This window comes from Janthinobacterium algoris (assembly GCF_051380935.1).
Taxonomy (GTDB): Bacteria; Pseudomonadota; Gammaproteobacteria; order Burkholderiales; family Burkholderiaceae_D; genus Janthinobacterium.
Window position 1 is genome coordinate 60,764 of record NZ_JBNYXZ010000011.1, and the last position, 18,270, is coordinate 79,033.

An 18,270-nucleotide genomic window follows, 5' to 3' on the forward strand; every position below is an offset into this window, starting at 1 on the left:
CCAGGGGATTCTGGTGCCGTGAGCAAGCTGGCCAAACTTGGTGTGCGAGTGCCGGGGATCTTAGAAGTTGACATTCATACATATCCAAATGATCATGCGATAGTTTTATTGCTCGCTGGCAGTGTATTCGCACGGCCGGTGCCTTCTCTGATATTGGTCTTTGAAGGGTGGGTATGAAATTTCTGAAGTGGTTGCTTATTGCTGTGGTGGTGCTCGTTATTGGTGTGCCATCGCTAATGGCTGCAGGTTATTATGTGCGTAACAAGATGGCCGGACCCGATGGCTGGGCAAAGGACGATGCCCTCAAGGCATTGAAGGCGAAAATGAAAGATCCCGATTCGACGGTGATCCGCTCCTCGTATCTCGTTCACAAGCGCAAGGATAGCGAAACGATGGAAATCGTCGTGTGCGGTATCGTTGACGGCAAGAATGGCTTCGGGGCATATACCGGCGGCACGCGTTTTGTTTCCGTCAGTGCCGATAATGAAAAGCTCAACACCTTTAACACGTATATTGTCGAGATGGATGAAGCCAGCATGCAGGACAGGGAGGCGTCAAAAAAAGGGATTTCCCTGACCTCGTTCGAGGAAGTGTACTGGAATGGTTATTGTGTCGATGCGCAGCACCCTGCGCTGGCGGCGAAATCGTAAAATCGGGCGACCCTGTGTGGGCTGACGGATAGTCTTGGCTGTCTGTCATTAACCTGTGCGATGATGCTCGCAAGGAATCATCCTGAAAATAAAAAAAGGTTACAAGCCGAAGCATGTAACCCTTTGATTTTCTTACTTATTCTGTGGGGTGGCTGATGGGGCTCGAACCCACGACAACAGGAATCACAATCCTGGACTCTACCAACTGAGCTACAGCCACCACTGTCTTACTTGCCTGTTTAGCTGTTTTGCTGAACAGGTGCCGAATTATACAAAGAACTCGGCGAAGTGGCAAATCTAAATGCAGTCTTTTTTAAAGAATCGAAAGATTGCATGAAAACGGTCGCTATTACTCACACCACTCACACGGACAGGTGTGCGACGGGCGGCTGCAAGTCCAGCAAACCGGCGAAGGCTTGCGCCAAGGCTTCGACACTGGCGGTCGTGTAGCCCTGCAGTCGCGGTGCGTCGTTGTTGGTGCGGCGCAAGCTTGCAGCGTCCAGCAAGCGGGCCAGCTGGCGCGCCACGGCGTCGCCGGTGTCGACCAGGGTGATCTGTTCCTGCGTATGCGCGCGCACCGTGCGTGCTATGGCATCCTGCACGAAGGGGTAGTGCGTGCAACCGAGCACAAGCGTATCGACGCCTTGCGCCAGCAGGGGCGCGATATAGCGTTCCAGCATGGTGCTGGTGGCATCCAGTGGGTCGCTGCCCATAGCTGACTGTTCGATGCGTTCGACCAGGCCAACGCAAGGTTGCAAAAGGAACGTGGCACCGGTCGCGTTGCTGACCTGTTCGCGCAAAGCCAGCAGTTTGTCGCCGCGCAAGGTGCGCTCGGTGGCGAGCACCCCGATCCTGCCGTTGCGGCTGATGGCGGCTGCCGGTTTCAAACCTGGTTCGACGCCGACGATGGGCAGGTCGGGATAGCGCGCGCGCAGCGCCTTGATGGCGACGATGGTGGCCGTGTTGCACGCCACTACCAGCGCTTTGGCGCCTTGCAGCAACAGATAGCTGGCAACGGCCAGTGAGCGGTCGATCACCTGTTGTTCCGTCTTGTCGCCATATGGCGCATGGGCGGAATCGGCAAAGTAAATCAGGTCTTCCTGCGGCAGCTGCGCGCGGATATGGCGCAGCACCGACAGGCCGCCCACGCCGGAGTCAAAAATGCCGATGGGGGCGTCCGGGCGGGCAGTGCTTGCTGTAAAAGTCATAGGGAACCGTTGAGGATAAAAAACGCCGCGCTGATGTTGCCGCGCGGCGTCTATGGTAGTGCTTGTTTAAGCGATCGTCACGGGAATCTTGCTGACGCTATTGAGTTGCTCGATCTTCGCCTGCCATTCTTTCGGCCCCGTGTTGTGCACCGAGGTGCCTTTCGCATCCACGGCCACCGTCACCGGCATGTCGACGACGTCGAATTCGTAGATCGCTTCCATGCCCATGTCGGCAAAGCCCAGCACCTTGGCGTGCTTGATGGCTTTCGACACCAGATAAGCGGCGCCGCCGACAGCCATCAGGTAGGCCGACTGGTGCCGCTGGATCGATTCGATGGCGACAGGGCCGCGCTCGGCCTTGCCGATCATGGCGATCAAGCCCGTTTTTTCCAGCATCATGTCGGTGAACTTGTCCATGCGCGTGGCGGTCGTCGGACCGGCCGGGCCGACGGCTTCGTCGCGCACCGGGTCGACCGGGCCGACGTAGTAGATCACGCGGTTCTTGAAGTCGACTGGCAATTCTTCGCCGCGGGCCAGCATGTCCTGGATGCGCTTGTGCGCGGCGTCGCGGCCCGTCAGCATCTTGCCGTTCAACAGCAAGGTCTGGCCCGGCGTCCACGAAGCGACTTCTTCTTTCGTCAGGGTATTGAGGTCAACGCGCTTGGATTTTTCCGTGTCCGGCGTCCAGTGCACTTCCGGCCATGACGACAGCGATGGCGGCGTCATGTAGGCAGGGCCTGAGCCATCGAGCACGAAGTGGCCGTGGCGCGTGGCGGCGCAGTTCGGGATCATGGCGACAGGTTTCGACGCGGCGTGCGTCGGGTGCATCATGATTTTCACGTCGAGCACGGTCGTCAAGCCGCCCAGGCCTTGCGCGCCGATGCCCAGAGAATTGATCTTGTCGCACAGCTCGATACGCAATTCTTCCAGCTTGTTTTGCGGGCCACGTTGTTTCAGCTCAAACATGTCGATGTCTTCCATCAACACTTCCTTGGCCATCAGCATGGCTTTTTCAGCTGTGCCGCCGATGCCGATGCCCAGCATGCCAGGCGGGCACCAGCCGGCGCCCATGGTCGGCACTGTTTTCATGACCCAGTCCACCAGCGAATCGGACGGGTTCATCATGATCATCTTCGACTTGTTTTCCGAGCCGCCGCCCTTGGCCGCGACTTTCACGTCGACGGTATTGCCTTCGACCAGTTCCATGTGCACCACGGCTGGCGTGTTGTCCTTGGTGTTCTTGCGGTCGAAATGCGGGTCGGCCACGATGGAGGCGCGCAGCTTGTTGTCGTCGAAGTTGTACGCGCGGCGCACGCCTTCGTTGACGGCGTCGGTGACGGTGCCGGAGAAGCCTTCGAAGCGCACGCCCATGCCGATTTTCAGGAAGACATTGACGATACCCGTGTCCTGGCAAATCGGACGCTTGCCTTCCGCGCACATGCGCGAGTTGGTCAGGATTTGCGCGATCGCATCTTTTGCCGCCGGGCTTTGCTCGGCCGCGTAGGCGCGCGCCAGGTGCTCGATGTAATCAGCAGGGTGGTAGTAGCTAATGTACTGCAACGCTGCGGCGACGGATTCGATCAGGTCTTCTTGCTTTATGACAGTCATGGTGTTCTCGCGGTGGATAAGAAGGGTAAGACTTTACTGATTACTGCATCAGATAGACAAAGCCCATGACCGCCGCTGGCAGCCATGGGCTTTTGGTTCAATGGGGGCGTGCCTGGTTTTGCGTGACCGTCATGATGCGGTCCGTGTAGGCAATCGCCATGGCCGACAGGATGAAGACCATATGGATCACGGTTTGCGCGATGATCACTTCGATCTTGTACGAGTTGGCATTGATGAAGGTCTTCAGCAGGTGGATGGACGAGATACCGATGATGGCCATCGCCAATTTCGTCTTCAGCACGGATGCATTGACATGCGACAACCATTCCGGCTGGTCCGGGTGGTCATCGAGGTGCATGCGCGAGACAAACGTTTCGTAGCCGCCGATGATGACCATGATCAACAGATTCGAGATCATGACCACGTCGATCAAGCCCAATACCACCAGCATGATGGTCGCTTCATTGAGCTTGGTCGGCAGGGCGCTGCCTGGTACGGCCACGGCCGTCAGCACGTGTTGCAGGGCCGCGTCATTGCCGAATACGGCGCCGATCAGGTCCGACAGTTCCACCCAGAAGTGAAATACGTACACGCATTGGGCGAGGATCAAGCCCAGGTACAGCGGCAGCTGCAGCCAGCGCGACATGAAGATGAAGGCGGACAGGGGGTGCAGTTTGCTATGTTTGGGTTTTTGTGAATGGTCGATCATCTGGAGTTTCCTGGGAGTAAATACCAATTTTTGGTATGCCCGACATTTTACACTTGCTGCTGATCACTGCGCATGCCCTCGATTTGGATTATTGGCCTTGATGAAACACAAAGTGGCATCAAGTAGTTAGCGTGTTATCAGTTTTTCCGTCCAGAATGCTGGACGGCGCGCCCTTGACGCCCATCGCCTGTGGCGATTATGGTTAGAATGGATCGAGGAAAACGCTGCATGTAAGGCGTCAGTAAGACATCAGGAATATGGTGTTAGCAAACAATTACTACACTGGAGACTAGCATGGCCGCTATAGAGAACCAAGGGCAGGGCACTGAGCAGCAGGGACCGGAAGAGTCACGCGTATTTCAACCGTCGGCAGCGTTTGCCGCACAGGCAACGATTTCCGGCATGGACGCTTACCGCGCCATGGTGGCGGATGCCGAACGCGACTACGAAGGCTTCTGGGCCAAGCTTGCGCGTGAAAACCTGAGCTGGAAAAAGCCGTTCACCCGCACCCTGAACGAAGACAACGCCCCATTCTACAAATGGTTCGAAGACGGCCAGCTGAACGTGTCCTACAACTGCCTGGACCGCAACATTGAAAATGGCCTCGGCGACAAGACGGCCATCATCTTCGAAGCGGACGACGGCAGCGTCACCAAGGCAACGTATACAGAATTGCACGAAAAAGTCTGCAAATTCGCCAACGGCTTGAAAGCCAAAGGTATTACCAAGGGTGACCGCGTCATCATCTATATGTCGATGTCCGTCGAAGGTGTTGCCGCAATGCAAGCCTGCGCACGCATCGGCGCCACGCATTCCGTGGTCTTCGGCGGTTTCTCGGCGAAATCCTTGCAGGAGCGCATCATCGACGCGGGCGCCGTGGCCGTCATCACGGGCGACGAGCAACTGCGCGGCGGCAAGAAGCTGCCATTGAAATCCATCGTCGACGAAGCGCTGGCGCTGGGCGGCTGCGATTGCGTCAAAAACGTCATCGTCTACCAGCGCACGGGCAGCGACTTGCCGATGGTGGCCGGCCGCGACACGTGGCTGCACGAGCTGGTCGAAGGCCAGAGCGCGCAATGCGAACCGGAATGGGTCGATGCCGAGCATCCACTGTTTATTCTCTATACGTCGGGTTCCACCGGCACGCCGAAGGGCGTGCAGCATTCGAGCGGCGGTTACCTGCTGTGGGCCGCGCTGACGATGAAGTGGAGTTTCGACATCAAGCCGGACGACGTGTTCTGGTGCACGGCCGACATCGGCTGGGTGACGGGCCATAGCTACATCGCGTATGGCCCGATGGCCGTGGGCGCCACGCAAGTGGTGTTCGAAGGCATCCCGACCTACCCGAACGCGGGCCGTTTCTGGGAAACCATCAAGAAGCACAACGTCAGCATCTTCTACACGGCACCTACGGCCATCCGTTCGCTGATCAAGGCGGCCGACGTGGACCCGAAAGTCCATCCGAAGAATTACGACCTGACCAGCCTGCGCCTGCTGGGTACGGTTGGCGAGCCGATCAATCCGGAAGCGTGGATGTGGTACTACAAGCACATCGGCGGCGAGAAATGCCCGATCGTCGATACCTTCTGGCAAACGGAAACGGGTGGCCACATGATCACCCCGTTGCCTGGCGCCACGCCGATGGTGCCCGGTTCTTGCACCCTGCCATTGCCGGGTATCATGGCCGCCATCGTTGACGAGGCGGGCCAGGACGTGCCGAACGGCCAAGGCGGCATTCTGGTGGTGAAGCGTCCATGGCCATCGATGATCCGCACGATCTGGAACAACCCCGAGCGTTTCAAGTCCAGCTACTTCCCGGAAGAGCTGGGTGGCAAGATGTACCTGGCAGGCGACGGCGCCATCCGCAACAAGGACACCGGCTACTTTACGATCACGGGCCGCATCGATGACGTGCTGAACGTGTCGGGCCACCGCATGGGCACGATGGAAATCGAATCGGCCCTGGTCGCCAACCCGCTGGTGGCCGAAGCGGCCGTGGTGGGCCGTCCGGACGACACGACAGGCGAATCGATCTGCGCCTTCGTGGTGCTCAAGCAGGCGCGTCCGACCGGCGACGAAGCGAAGAAGCTGGCCCTGGAGCTACGCAACTGGGTAGGCAAGGAAATCGGACCGATTGCCAAACCAAAGGAAATCCGTTTCGGCGACAACCTGCCGAAAACCCGCTCCGGCAAAATCATGCGCCGCCTGCTGCGCGTGCTGGCCAAGGGCGAAACGATCACGCAAGACGTCTCGACCCTGGAAAACCCGGCTATCCTGGATCAGCTGAAAGAAACGTCTTAATTGACAGGTCAGTGCCTCCGGAAGGGCCGTGCGCACCACCGGCGCGCATCTTTCCGGCGGGCCTGGCCAAACTTTTACCCCCGGGTAAATAACTTTGGCAGTCTGTAGAATCTTTGCTATAATCTGCGGCTTCGCGACAAGCGATATGCAGTACACAATGTGAGCAAGCAAGACGCGCGCATTGCCTTCAGGAGAGATGGCTGAGCGGCTGAAGGCGCACGCCTGGAAAGCGTGTATAGGGTAATACTCTATCGGGGGTTCGAATCCCCCTCTCTCCGCCACAGACGAAAAAGAAAAAGCTACCCTTGGGTAGCTTTTTTTTTCGTCTGTACGCGGAGAGAAGCACGCCCCCTGCGGGGCGTGCGCGGGGGATTCGAAGGGTCGGGCCTACTGGCCCGGCCCTCTCCGAATCTACTGACTGCTGCCGCTGCGCGGCAGCTTCGCGCGCCTGCGGCGCGCGTTCGTGGTTCTAATTAGGTTTCGACTGAGCTGGCTTTTACGGCGCCCAATGCATAAGTCCGCGTCCAAATAGCGGACCTGACCCCGGCTCGTGCCGGCTCGTGCCTGACCCCGGCTCGTGCCGGTTGGTCGATTCGAAGAGGGCAGGTAGATCCGACCCTTCGAATCCCCCTGATAGGCTATGAACTCATGCCGACAAGGCCCCAATAGGCTTCTACGGCGCCCAAAGCATCAGTCCGTGTCCGAATGACAGACCTAGCCCTAGGCAGCTGCTGGCTTCGCTACCGCCGGCTTGCCCTGCGAGCGCGGTTTCATAGCCACCTCTTTTTTTGCAACGCCATCCACCGCATCCCCCTTCCCAGGCTCAATAACCTCCGCCACCAGCCGCATCCCAAGCGCACCAAGTACGCGGGTCATGGTTTCCATGCGCGGCTGACTATTCGGGCGCAGTGCCTTGTACAGGCTCTCGCGGCCCAAGCCAGCCGCCATGGCGATTTCGCTCATGCCGCGCGCACGGGCGATATCGCCGATTGCGGCGGCAAATATGGCGGCATCGTTGCTTGCCAGCGCTTGCGTGATGTATGCGGCGGCTGCTTCATCGCTGGTGATGTATTCCGCTGGGTCGAAGTCCTCCAGATCCAGCGCTTCAAGGTCAGACAGCGTGATGTTGTGCTCATTCATGATTCACCTCCTGTATTGCTTCGGTTCGCTATTATTTTGTCGGTCTTGCGGTGGATTCCGCTGCAGCAGATTTCTTCAATTCCTTGACCATCTGCCTGGCCTTCTTGATATCGGCAGCCTGGGTACTCTTCTTGCCTCCCACGAGCAGCACGATCACGTACCCTTCAACTTCAATGAAGTAGACACGCCAACCTGGGCCTACATCAATGCGCAATTCACGGATGCCACCACCAAGCGCCTTCACGTCACCCAGCCCATTTACCAGCCGGACAATGTGCTGAGCGATGATTGCCTTTGTCTTGTCATCCTTGATCTCGGACAACCAGTTACTGAAGTACCTGGTTTTTTTGACCGTCTTCATGAATTCATTGTATTCATTCGAATACAGATGCGCAATCAAATTTGAGTAAGCTTTATTCCCCCGCAAACCTTGTCCCTTCTCAATTTCCCCATAGTTTCTCCCATGTATCGTAAGCCTCTCCCATAAAGCCAGGAGAACCCCATGTCCCACGCCTACACCAAAGTCGCCGACCTGGAAAAAACCATCATGGTCGGCAATCATCAATGCGTTGCGCTGGTCCGTCACTACGCGGGCGCGCCGGCCACGTTGGCCTGGAAGCAGGGGGAGGTAGTGCTGGGAAATCGTTTGCTGCGCAAAGGCACAGCCATTGCCACGTTTATCAACGGGAAGTATGCGAATCATCAACAAGGCAATCACGCGGCCTTGTACATGGGGCAGGCGCTGGACGGGATCATTGTCATGGATCAGTGGACGGGCAAGCGCCCGGGCATCGTGACTTCGCGCACCTTGCGTTCCAAAGGCCAGTAAAAGAATGGCTTGCATATCGACCCCAGCAACAATGCCGATGCTTTTTTCGTCATCGAATAGAGGGGAGTCCATGCAACATAAACGTTTGTTGACCGGCGCCGCCTGCTGTATTTTTCCTGTGTTCGCGCACGCCGCCGTGGCCACATCGCTCGCTTGCCCGACGAGCGTGCCTGCGACCTCCATCAAACTGGATGCCGTACCGGCTGGCTGGACATCGTATATTGACAGTCCGCTCTACCTGAGTGCAGCGGCGCCTATCGATGGCGCGCCGGAGCGCCGGGGGCAGCTCGTGCCCAGCGGCGAACGCAAGAAGAAAGGGCACACGACACTCAGCTATCGTCTGGAAGGCAGCTATCCAGAAGGCAAGTGGTTGCAATGCCGTTACGGCGTGCATGGTGAAGTAACACTGTCAAGAAAGATGGACGACAGTGTCAGCATGTGCGAATTCACCTACAGAAAGGGCCGCAAGGCCGGGCAGAACGAGATCGATATCGACTGCCGTTAAGTCATTTTGGCATCACCGAGCTCCACCGCCCTTGGCTTCGGCCTCGATCAAGCTGAGTGCCGCACGCGACAGCAAGCCGCTGCGCGTCTCGTGTCGCGCCGCCGCATAGCGGTCGATTTTGCTCAACACAAAGCGTGGCAGGCTGATGTTGATGCGTTCGGGCTTGCTATCGAGTTTTTCAAGGTCAAGGTGTACCAATGCCCAGATGCCGCCCACATGCTCAGGATTTGCCTGCAGGGCTTCGATCTTGCTTTGCGTGATATCCACGGGTTCGCCCAACTCCAGCAGTGTCTCGATGTGGCTGGTGATGGCTGCCCGGACGTTGTTGAGCGCGTCTTCCACGCTGTCGCCCCACGAGTGGACGCCTTTGATGTCGGGGACATTTACGCCGTACACACTACCGGCATCTTTAAAAATGACAACGGGGATATCCATTGCTAGTCCCTCACTCACTATTTGTCGAACTCTGCAACACGCAGTAGCTTTCTCACTTCAATCCAGCAGACCTTAATATGCTGTTCCATGTGCCGACAGGCAGGTCTTTTTTCGGATGTGGCACCGTCACCAAGCCAGGCTTTTCAGCATGTTTGAAGTGATGGTGGCTGCCTTTGACGCGTACTTCTTCCCATCCATCTTCTTTCAGCATCCGGATCAAATGACTTGAGTTCATGTGCCGCTCCCAAGTGCCGCTTTGTGTAATCATACACAGAATGTGTATAAGTGTGTATTCCGGGGCTGACGTCACGCAAGGTTCAGACGCAAAAAACCCGCCGAAGCGGGTTTTTCACTCTACAGCCAAACCAAAAACTTAGAACTGGTTCATGGTGTTGTCTTTACCAGCAGCCTTCAGCGCGGCTTCGCCGCTGAAGTAATCCTTGTGATCGTCGCCGATGTCCGAGCCGGACATGTTTTGATGTTTCACGCAGGCGATGCCCTGGCGGATTTCCTTGCGCTGCACGCCGGCCACGTAGCCCAGCATGCCTTGGTCGCCGAAGTATTCCTTGGCCAGGTTGTCGGTCGACAAGGCGGCCGTGTGGTAGGTAGGCAGGGTGATCAGGTGATGGAAGATGCCGGCTTCGCGGGCCGAGTCGGCCTGGAAAGTGCGGATTTTCTCGTCGGCCGTGATCGCCAATTCCGTCTGGTCGTATTCCACGCTCATCAGCTGGGTGCGTTCGTAGGCGGACACGTCCTTGCCGTCGGCCTTCATGATGTCATACACCTGCTGGCGGAAGTTCAGGGTCCAGTTGAACGATGGGCTATTGTTGTACACCAGCTTGGCGTTCGGGATGACCTTGCGGATTTCGCTGACCATGCCGCCGATTTGCGCGATATGCGGTTTTTCCGTTTCGATCCACAGCAGGTCGGCGCCGTTTTGCAGCGAGGTGATGCAGTCCAGCACGCAACGCTCTTCGCCGGAACCGGCGCGGAACTGAAACAGGTTGCTCGGCAGGCGTTTCGGACGCAGCAGCTTGCCTTCGCGCTTGATGATGACGTCGCCATTGCCCAGCGCGTCGGCCGACACTTCTTCGCAGTCGAGGAAGGCATTGTATTGGTCGCCCAGGTCGCCTGGTTCATTGGTGACGGCGATCTGCTTGGTCAGGCCGGCGCCCAGCGAATCGGTGCGGGCGACGATGATGCCGTCGTCCACGCCCAGTTCCAGGAAAGCGTAGCGGATGGCGCGGATCTTGGCCAGGAAGTCTTCGTGCGGTACCGTGACTTTACCGTCCTGGTGGCCGCATTGTTTCTCGTCGGATACCTGGTTTTCGATCTGGATGCAGCAGGCGCCCGCTTCGATGAATTGTTTTGCCAGCAAATAGGTCGCTTCGGCATTGCCGAAACCGGCGTCGATGTCGGCGATGATGGGCACGACGTGGGTCACATGGCCGTCGATCTTGGCCTGGATCGCTTGTTTCTCAGCACCTTGGGCGGCGTCCAGCTGGCGGAACAGGCCGCCCAGTTCGCGGGCATCAGCCTGGCGCAGGAATGTGTACAACTCGCGGATCAAGCTGGTGACGGCGGTTTTTTCATGCATCGACTGGTCTGGCAGCGGGCCAAACTCGGAGCGCAGGGCAGCGACCATCCAGCCGGACAGGTAGAGGTAGCGGCGGTCGGTGCTGTTGAAGTGCTTCTTGATCGAGATCATCTTTTGTTGACCGATGAAACCATGCCAGCAGCCGAGCGACTGTGTGTACTTGGAGGGGTCCGCATCGTAGGCAGCCATGTCGTTGCGCATGATCTTGGCCGTGTAGCGGGCAATGTCCAGGCCGGTCTTGAATTTGTTCTGGGCGCGCATGCGGGCGGCGGACTCGGGATTGATGGCATTCCATGCGCTACCTTGTTGCTCTTTCAAACCGGCAACAGCCTTGATGTCGTCTTGATATTGGGACATGTGTATCTCCTAAAGAAAAACTAAGTTTGAGAAAATCGTCGAGTGCGCCGCTTTGTCGATGCGAACTGCATGACTAAATAGTAGGCCGATTGGCGCCGATGTTCAAGTCTTATATAAGACATATAACTTAAATTTATTCCTTGTTTTTCAACGACTTAATTTGTATTTTTTGCGATGTGGAATGAATTTTCAAAAAGCGAGAGCATTAATGGCTGAGTCCGCTGTTTGAAATCCCGTAATGTGAAACGCCTTTTCAGATTTTGGTGCAGCGCGACAAATCGGGGTGTAAAAAAGCCACCCGAAGGTGGCTTGCGCCGCAGGCGGCTGATCTACCGTCCCACGGTCTGCCGTTGGTCCTTGATGAACAGCGCCGTCAGCATGCCGATCACGCACACGCCGATCACGTAGTAGGCGGGGCCCAGCACGTTGTTCTTCAGCATCAGGGTCACGACCACCGGCGTCAGGCCGCCGAAAATCGCGTATGACAAGTTGTAGGAAAACGAGAGTCCAGAAAAGCGTACCTGAGCTGGAAACGCTTGCACCAGCACGTAAGGCACGGCGCCGACGACGCCGACGCACAGGCCCGTCATGGCGTACAGGGGCAGCAGCAGGTCGGGGCGGCTGCCGATGGTGGTGTAGAAAATATAGGTACTGATGGCCAGCAGCACGGAGCCGACGAAGATCACGCGCTTGCCGCCCAGGCGGTCGGCCAGCATGCCGGCGATGATGCAGCCGAAGGCCAGGCACAGCGTCGCCATGCTATTGGCCACCAGAGTGGTGCGCGGGGCGATGTGGTGGATCTTTTGCAGCAGGGCAGGCGTCATCAAAATGACGACGACGATGCCGGCCGACAACATCCACGTCAGCAGCATCGACACGGCGACAGCGCCGCGGTGGCTGCGCAATACGGCTTTCAATGGCATTTCCGTGGACAGGGCCTTGCGCTGCTGCATTTCCGCGAAGACGGGGGTTTCATGCAGCCAGCGGCGCAAATACATGGCGCCGAAGCCGAAGATGCCGCCCAGCAAGAACGGATAGCGCCAGGCGCCGCCCGTTACTTCTTCCGGTGTGTAGACGGTGTTCAAGCCCGTCGCCACGAGCGAACCGAGCAGGATGCCCACCGTCAGGCCGGCCGTCAGCGTGCCACAGGCAAAGCCCGTGAAACGGCTGGGCACGTGTTCCGAGACAAACACCCAGGCGCCCGGTACTTCGCCGCCCACGGCCGCGCCCTGGAAGATGCGCATCAGCAGCAACAGCAGCGGGGCGGCCAGGCCGATGGTGGCGTACGTCGGCAGCAGGCCGATCAGCAGTGTCGGCACCGCCATCATCAGGATGGACAGGGTGAACATGCGCTTGCGGCCCAGCAAGTCGCCGAAGTGGGCCATGACGATGCCCCCAAGCGGGCGCACCACGTAGCCGGCGGCGAAGATGCCGAAGGTTTGCAGCAAACGCAGCCATTCCGGCATTTCCGGCGGAAAGAACAGCTGGCCGATGGCATTGGCGAAGAAGACGAAGATGATGAAATCGTAGAATTCCAGCGCGCCACCCAGGGCGGCCAGCGACAGGGTTTTATAGTCTTGTTGGGTGAGGGGACGGCTTGCGGCGTCGATTGCGGCGGTGTTGGAAGTAGGCATGTGTCTCGTTCTTGTGTGTTATCGGAGATTGCCGGACCTAGCATACGCATTTCCGCCGCGTGAGTAAACGCGTGGGATGGGCAGTCGCCTCAGCTGTGCTTAATACAAGTGCTTAATACAACGCCGCTATCATCAGCGTGGACTTCATTGGAAAGGACACAGTATGCATATCATGAACGTGGGCACCAGCCGGGGCCTGGGGCGCGCGCTGGTGGATGGCTTGCTCGCTGACGGGCACACCGTCATCGGCGTATCGCGCCAGCAGCCTGCCGACTTGCCCGCAGGGCAGGGCACGCAGCTGCAATGGATCGCGGCGGACCTGGCTGTGCCGACCGATGCCGTCGAACGCATTGCGCGCCAGGCACCTGCCGCGCTGGACGCGGTCATCTACAACCTGGGCGTATGGGAAGAAAAGGCCTTCAGCGACGACTACGCTTTTCTCGATGATGCGGACGAGGCCATCGTCGACATGGTCAATACCAACATCACGGCGACCATTTTGCTGCTCAAGCGCCTGGTACCCCGCTTGCTGGCCAGCAGCAAGCCGCAGCTGATACTCACGGGGTCGACGTCCGGCCTGCGCCAGAGCGGCCGCCCGGAAGTGACGTTCAGCGCCTCGAAATTCGCCCTGAACGGCATCGCCGCCGCCTTGCGTGAAGGTTTCTGCACGCAGGGACTGGCCGTGACGGCGCTGCAACTGGGTTACCTGAATACCTACGATGGCTTGTCGGTGCCGCTGGCGGACGCCGCCGCGCGGGGCGAGGGCGAGCTGATCCCCGTGCATGATGTCGTTGCCGTCGGGCGTATGCTGCTGAGCCTATCGAATGCCTCGTTCGTGCGCGAACTGGTGCTGCCGGCGCTGCGCGACGAGCGTTTCTAGCTTATTTCCAAGCTTTACGCGTCTTTGCCGTAGACCTCGGACCAGCCGAGACGCTCTTCCAGCCAGTCATCCACTTCGGAGGAGTCCATTTGCAGCAGCAGGGCGCCCAGCCGCAGCTTGTCCTTGGCAAGGGCAAGCACGGCGAGCACGGCTTCCAGCATGACGGGGTCGAGTTGACCCTGCAGGTCGCGCGCGGCGATGGCGGGTAGTTGCGCCCAGGCTACCTAGTGGTGCGGCTCTTCCCACAGCTCATGCCACAGGTCTTCGCCCGCCTGCATGGCCTTGAGCGCCTCGGCCACGTCGTAAGGCATGCGGTAGCCGCCTTCCAGGGTGGGCCAGATGGGATCGTCGAGTGATAGCAGCATTGCTTTCCTTCCTTCATCTATACAGTAATTATGGTTGGCGCGCATACGCAAACATATGCTGCACATATTCGGCCTTGCCTAGCGGCACGCCGTTATGGCGCAGGATGTTGTAGGCCGTCACCAGGTGAAAATAGAATTGCGGCGTGGCCCAGTTGAGCGCGTATTCCTGGCCCGTCATGTCGAAGCTCAGGCCGTCGGCCAGGGTGATCGATACTTGCCGCTCTGCGCCAGCGTTGATCACTGCGCGGTCCGCCGAGGCGAGCATCGCCAGGGTATCCTCGATCAACGCCTTGGCTTGCCGCATGTTGGCGGGCGTGGCGAGTTGGGGCAGCGCCTGCTGCGTCAGCCGGCACACGGCTTCCTGCGCCTGGGTGCAGGTGAATTCCACCTGCCGCGCCAGGGTGTGCATGTCGGGCGCCAGCCGTGCGTCGAGCAGATTTTGTACCTCAAACTCTAGTGCCTGGGCGCGTTCCTCGCCTTTAGTCAACAGCGTTGTCAGGGAGCGCAGCATCTGTGCAAAGCAGGCGATGGTGATGGCGTAGACCGACATGGACTTCCTCATGTAGTTGGGGATGAGTTGGGAGCGGAAAGGCGCGCGGCTCTTGCGCAAACGGCGCGAAGCTTGGCATGCGGCCTTGCGCTCAGGCGCCCACATTGAATAGTTCGGCCTTCCAGAGTTCAAGGGCGGTCGGCATGCACACATAGAGGGGCAAGAGCGATGCCAGCATTATGCCCGGGCCAGCCATGTTTCAGCGTGCCGATTGAACATGCTACAGTCCGCCTTTGCCGCCAGCCTGGCGCAGCTTGCCTGGACCAATGACCGATGCCCACCTGGACTTCCCCGCCACAACTCGTCGCCCTTGCCGCCTTCTATGCGCAGGCGCAAGCCCAGCCGGATGCCTTCAGCGACGCGGCCTTCCTCGATGCCGTCAAGACTGCCCACTGGCCCACCAACTGCTGGAGTTATGTGGATGCATCGTTCGCCATCATCGCGCCCGCCTGCCTGCTGCGTCCGCATTTGACCGCCGAGCTGATCGCCTTGCCCATCGCCGCCATGATCGCGGGCGGCCTGGAAGATGCGGGGCAAGTCATCGCGATTGGCCTGGACTGCGCCACGCGCAGCGCGCTGTACGTTGAGCCCAGCGATGAGGGCAAGCGCTGGCTGACGCAGGTGTGGCCGACTCTGGGCACGATGGCCGAGGCGGTATTCCAGGCCGGGTGGCAAGCGGCGATGGTGGAGGATGAAGACGAACTAAGCCTGCGGTTGACCTGGAAGGCAAGTTTGAGTTAGGATATACGTAACTACTTACGCATATCTCCCTAATCATGTCCTCCAACCTGCAAACCTACGGCTCACTGATGCTGGCCAGTCGCCTGCGCCGTCTTTCCGATCAACTGTATGCCGGCGTCGATACCAGTTATGTGGCGGCGGGCGTCGAGCTGACGTCGCGTTGTTTCCCCTTGTTATTGCTGCTGCGCGACAACGGCCCCACGGCGATCACGGCCCTGGCCGCGCAGATCGGGCAGACGCACCCGGTGGTGGTGCAACTGGGGCGCAAGCTGCTCGATGCTGGCGTGGTGGCGGAAATGCCGGACGCCAAGGATGAGCGGCGCCGCCTGCTGGCGCTGACCGACGCCGGGCAAGCCTTGCTGCGCAACATGGCGCCCCTGTGGGACGATGTGCGCGCGGCCGTCGACGCCGTGTTCGAGCAAGGCACACCGCAGCTGATGGCCAGCGTGGACCGGGCGGAAGCGCGCTTGCAGGCGCAAGGCTTTGGCGAGACGATCGCCGCCTGCCGGCGCCAGCGCGAACGGGCCGCCGTGGAAATCATCGACTACGACGCCCACTATGCGGCCGATTTCAAGCGCCTGAATATCGCCTGGCTGGAGCGCTATTTCTATGTCGAGGCGCTCGACGACATGGTGCTGTCCGATCCGCAACGCTCGATCCTCGACGCTGGCGGGCAGATTTTCCTCGCGCGCCTCGATGGAGAAATCGTTGGCACTTGCGCGCTGATCCGTGCCGGCAACGCCAGCATCGAGCTGTCGAAGATGGCTGTCACACCAGAATGCCAGGGTATGGGCATCGCGCGGCGGCTGATCGAACGGGCCTTCCATGCCTTCGAGGCCAGCGGCGCACAACTGCTGTTCCTGGAGTCGAACAGCAAGCTGGCGCCCGCCATCCGCCTGTACGAAAGCAGCGGTTTTACGCACGTGGCGCGTCCAGCCGGCGATGCCCATTACCAGCGTGCCGACGTCTACATGGAGTGGCAGGGCAGGTAGCGCACGTTGGGCTTGCCATGCGGCGCTCCCTATCGGCCGTCTCCCGCGTTACAATACGCGCACCCAATAACGGAACCTAGGTTCCACTATCGAGAGACGCCGACGCCGCATGCCTTCCTTCCCGATGCCCTTCCCGCAGATGATCGTTCCACCTGAGCCCACCCAGGCGCGCAGCAAACAAGCGTTCGAGCGCTTGCTGCTGGTGGGCGAACAGTTGCTGGCGGAAAACCGTTTCGATGAAATCGGCGTGGCCGACCTGGCCAGGCTGGCGGAAACATCGGTCGGCACCTTTTACCGCTTGCTGGGCGACAAGGACACCTTGAGCCGCTTGCTGCTGCAGCGCTTTTTTTCCGACATGGTGGAAAAGGTCGAGACCCTGACGGAACTGCGCCAGTGGGAAACGCGCAGCCTGGAAGACTTCATCCGCGCCATGGTGGCCATGTTCGTGGCCGTGAATGGCGGGCGCAGCGGCGTCTTGCGGGCCTTGATCACGCGCGCGTCGCAGGATGCGCAATTTCGTGACAGGGTGCACCAGATAAATCATTTGATCTCGCAACGCACGGTTGCCGTGCTGGCCAGCAAGTCGGCCAGCATCCGCCACCCGAACCCCACGCAGGCGATGATGGTGGTGCCGCCCGTGCTGCTGGGCATCTTGAACCAGCACACCCTGACGGGTTCGCTGTCCTTTTTATCGGGCGCGGCACTGGAAGATGAACTGGTGCGTGTTGCTTTAAATTACCTGACTTGAGATAACCTAAGATATTTAGCGATTTAACTTGAAATCGGAATTCGGATTCCGTATTATGTTTTCCAACAGCAGGAAAACAGATTCCTGCACCTGAACACAAAGCATGTTCAACAGCAAGGAGACAGAATGCGGCGTCACACGACATCCGATGTTCCATTGCATTACCTCGACCTCGGCAAGGCGCAGGGCGAGCCCGCGCAGTCAGAGCCCGTTTTCTTGTTGCATGGCCTCGGGTCCTGCGGCGAAGACTGGCGCCCGCAAATCGATGCCCTCGGCATTAGTTATCGCCTGATCGTGCCCGATATGCGCGGCCATGGCGCCAGTCCCGCGCCGGGTGGCGACTGGCAGATCGGCGACTTTGCCAACGACCTCTTCAACTTGATGGACCAGCTCGACGTGCCGCGCGCGCACATCGTCGGCTTTTCCCTGGGCGGCATGGTGGGCCTGGAAATGGCTAACCGCGCGCCCGGCCGCGTGGCCAGTTTGTGCCTGATCAATTCCCAGCCGTTTCAGGGCAGCAAGCCGGCATCTTTGCTGTTTGCCTACTGGCTGCGCCGTACGGTGATTGCCACCCTGGGCTTGAAGCCCATGGGCAAGATCATCGGCAAGAAACTGTTTCCCGATCCAGCCCAGCAAGCGCTGGTCGAGCGCTTCGCCACGCAGATGGCAGGCATGGACAAGCGCGCCTACCTGGCCGCGCTGGACGCCATTTTCCACTGGGACATCGACATTCATTTCCAGGCCCTGGCCATGCCCGTCTTCATCATGGCGGCCGACCAGGATTACACGCCCGTCGCCAGCAAGCGGGCCTTTGCCGCACAGTTTCAGCAGTGCGAGATCGAGATTATCGCGAACTCGCGCCACGCCACGCCCCTGGACCAGGCGCAGCGTGTGAATACCTTGTTGCAGTCCTTCCTCGCCACACATTCAAAATAAACAGGCCACTCGCCACACGGGCAGGGAGCCGGGAAACAGTCATCGCAGGGCAGGTGCTCGCTACACGCGCGCCGGTACCGCTACG

General features: G+C 59.2%; 20 protein-coding genes and 2 tRNA genes. 9 read left to right on the forward strand and 13 right to left on the reverse strand.

All coding sequences use genetic code 11. From position 1 onward, the window contains the following. Window positions 1-173: 173 nt before the first annotated feature. Window positions 174-650: a hypothetical protein gene (locus tag ACQ4W7_RS17210; RefSeq protein ID WP_426074330.1), complete on the forward strand. Its 477-nt coding sequence runs from the start codon at window positions 174-176 to the stop codon at window positions 648-650. Window positions 651-794: 144 nt separating this feature from the next. On the opposite strand, the gene ACQ4W7_RS17215 is transcribed toward ACQ4W7_RS17210, so the two are convergent. The 4 genes from ACQ4W7_RS17215 to ACQ4W7_RS17230 form a co-directional block, all read right to left on the reverse strand. After that, window positions 795-870 (reverse strand) — tRNA-His (locus tag ACQ4W7_RS17215). A 142-nt stretch (window positions 871-1,012) separates the two neighbouring features. After that, window positions 1,013-1,858: a glutamate racemase gene (gene murI, locus ACQ4W7_RS17220; RefSeq protein WP_436531986.1), complete on the reverse strand. Its 846-nt coding sequence runs from the start codon at window positions 1,856-1,858 to the stop codon at window positions 1,013-1,015. A 66-nt stretch (window positions 1,859-1,924) separates the two neighbouring features. Beyond that, the gene (locus ACQ4W7_RS17225) at window positions 1,925-3,466 is read right to left on the reverse strand and encodes a fumarate hydratase (protein WP_426075130.1); all 1,542 of its coding nucleotides are present in this window, start codon (window positions 3,464-3,466) and stop codon (window positions 1,925-1,927) included. A 97-nt stretch (window positions 3,467-3,563) separates the two neighbouring features. Further along, a complete protein-coding gene (locus ACQ4W7_RS17230) occupies window positions 3,564-4,175 on the reverse strand; it encodes a YqhA family protein (RefSeq protein ID WP_426075129.1) in 612 nt (203 codons plus the stop codon). Window positions 4,176-4,469: 294 nt separating this feature from the next. Between ACQ4W7_RS17230 and acs the strand changes: the two genes are divergently transcribed. Both acs and ACQ4W7_RS17240 read left to right on the forward strand, forming a co-directional pair. Then, window positions 4,470-6,476, forward strand: a complete 2,007-nt coding sequence (gene acs, locus ACQ4W7_RS17235) for an acetate--CoA ligase (RefSeq protein ID WP_436531988.1) — start codon at window positions 4,470-4,472, stop codon at window positions 6,474-6,476. Window positions 6,477-6,666: 190 nt separating this feature from the next. Next, window positions 6,667-6,757 (forward strand) — tRNA-Ser (locus ACQ4W7_RS17240). Window positions 6,758-7,196: 439 nt separating this feature from the next. Here the strand turns inward: ACQ4W7_RS17240 and ACQ4W7_RS17245 are convergent. Together ACQ4W7_RS17245 and ACQ4W7_RS17250 are read right to left on the reverse strand one after the other, a co-directional pair. Next, complete coding sequence (locus ACQ4W7_RS17245) at window positions 7,197-7,616, reverse strand: addiction module antidote protein (RefSeq protein ID WP_436531990.1); 420 nt, start codon at window positions 7,614-7,616, stop codon at window positions 7,197-7,199. Between the two features lie 31 nt (window positions 7,617-7,647). Beyond that, window positions 7,648-8,517 (reverse strand): type II toxin-antitoxin system RelE/ParE family toxin, encoded by an 870-nt coding sequence (locus tag ACQ4W7_RS17250; protein WP_436531992.1) that lies wholly within the window; start codon window positions 8,515-8,517, stop codon window positions 7,648-7,650. Between ACQ4W7_RS17250 and ACQ4W7_RS17255 the strand changes: the two genes are divergently transcribed. Continuing rightward, window positions 8,516-8,950 carry an STY0301 family protein gene (locus ACQ4W7_RS17255; protein WP_436531994.1) on the forward strand — a complete coding sequence of 145 codons (435 nt, stop codon included), beginning with the start codon at window positions 8,516-8,518 and terminating at the stop codon, window positions 8,948-8,950. The two genes, ACQ4W7_RS17250 and ACQ4W7_RS17255, sit on opposite strands and share 2 nt — an antisense overlap. Window positions 8,951-8,962: 12 nt before the next feature. Here ACQ4W7_RS17255 and ACQ4W7_RS17260 read toward each other — a convergent pair whose 3' ends face one another. From ACQ4W7_RS17260 to ACQ4W7_RS17275, 4 genes are all read right to left on the reverse strand, one after another. Further along, a complete protein-coding gene (locus ACQ4W7_RS17260) occupies window positions 8,963-9,385 on the reverse strand; it encodes a type II toxin-antitoxin system HicB family antitoxin (RefSeq protein ID WP_436531996.1) in 423 nt (140 codons plus the stop codon). 52 nt (window positions 9,386-9,437) lie between these two features. Next, the gene (locus ACQ4W7_RS17265) at window positions 9,438-9,620 is read right to left on the reverse strand and encodes a type II toxin-antitoxin system HicA family toxin (protein ID WP_436531998.1); all 183 of its coding nucleotides are present in this window, start codon (window positions 9,618-9,620) and stop codon (window positions 9,438-9,440) included. 138 nt (window positions 9,621-9,758) lie between these two features. Further along, window positions 9,759-11,339 (reverse strand): isocitrate lyase, encoded by a 1,581-nt coding sequence (locus ACQ4W7_RS17270; RefSeq protein WP_101484104.1) that lies wholly within the window; start codon window positions 11,337-11,339, stop codon window positions 9,759-9,761. A 329-nt stretch (window positions 11,340-11,668) separates the two neighbouring features. Beyond that, entirely contained in the window at window positions 11,669-12,973 is a 1,305-nt protein-coding gene (locus tag ACQ4W7_RS17275; RefSeq protein ID WP_436532000.1) for an MFS transporter, read from the reverse strand. A gap of 163 nt (window positions 12,974-13,136) precedes the next feature. Between ACQ4W7_RS17275 and ACQ4W7_RS17280 the strand changes: the two genes are divergently transcribed. Then, window positions 13,137-13,853: an SDR family NAD(P)-dependent oxidoreductase gene (locus ACQ4W7_RS17280; protein ID WP_436532002.1), complete on the forward strand. Its 717-nt coding sequence runs from the start codon at window positions 13,137-13,139 to the stop codon at window positions 13,851-13,853. A 14-nt stretch (window positions 13,854-13,867) separates the two neighbouring features. On the opposite strand, the gene ACQ4W7_RS17285 is transcribed toward ACQ4W7_RS17280, so the two are convergent. The 3 genes from ACQ4W7_RS17285 to ACQ4W7_RS17295 all read right to left on the reverse strand — a co-directional run bounded on the left by ACQ4W7_RS17285 (window position 13,868) and on the right by ACQ4W7_RS17295 (window position 14,768). After that, window positions 13,868-14,014, reverse strand: a complete 147-nt coding sequence (locus ACQ4W7_RS17285) for a hypothetical protein (protein WP_436532004.1) — start codon at window positions 14,012-14,014, stop codon at window positions 13,868-13,870. A gap of 63 nt (window positions 14,015-14,077) precedes the next feature. After that, window positions 14,078-14,218, reverse strand: a complete 141-nt coding sequence (locus tag ACQ4W7_RS17290) for a hypothetical protein (protein WP_436532006.1) — start codon at window positions 14,216-14,218, stop codon at window positions 14,078-14,080. Window positions 14,219-14,246: 28 nt separating this feature from the next. Continuing rightward, on the reverse strand, window positions 14,247-14,768 hold the full coding sequence (locus tag ACQ4W7_RS17295; RefSeq protein ID WP_436532008.1) for a DUF1993 domain-containing protein: 522 nt from the start codon (window positions 14,766-14,768) through the stop codon (window positions 14,247-14,249). A gap of 273 nt (window positions 14,769-15,041) precedes the next feature. On the opposite strand from ACQ4W7_RS17295, the gene ACQ4W7_RS17300 reads away from it, so the two are divergent. The 4 genes from ACQ4W7_RS17300 (at window position 15,042) to ACQ4W7_RS17315 (ending at window position 18,185) form a co-directional block, all read left to right on the forward strand. Further along, entirely contained in the window at window positions 15,042-15,509 is a 468-nt protein-coding gene (locus tag ACQ4W7_RS17300) for a hypothetical protein (RefSeq protein WP_436532010.1), read from the forward strand. Between the two features lie 35 nt (window positions 15,510-15,544). After that, window positions 15,545-16,501: a bifunctional helix-turn-helix transcriptional regulator/GNAT family N-acetyltransferase gene (locus ACQ4W7_RS17305; RefSeq protein WP_426072573.1), complete on the forward strand. Its 957-nt coding sequence runs from the start codon at window positions 15,545-15,547 to the stop codon at window positions 16,499-16,501. Between the two features lie 109 nt (window positions 16,502-16,610). Continuing rightward, the gene (locus tag ACQ4W7_RS17310; RefSeq protein WP_426072574.1) at window positions 16,611-17,249 is read left to right on the forward strand and encodes a TetR/AcrR family transcriptional regulator; all 639 of its coding nucleotides are present in this window, start codon (window positions 16,611-16,613) and stop codon (window positions 17,247-17,249) included. Between the two features lie 126 nt (window positions 17,250-17,375). Further along, complete coding sequence (locus ACQ4W7_RS17315; protein ID WP_436532012.1) at window positions 17,376-18,185, forward strand: alpha/beta fold hydrolase; 810 nt, start codon at window positions 17,376-17,378, stop codon at window positions 18,183-18,185. Window positions 18,186-18,270 lie beyond the last annotated feature (85 nt).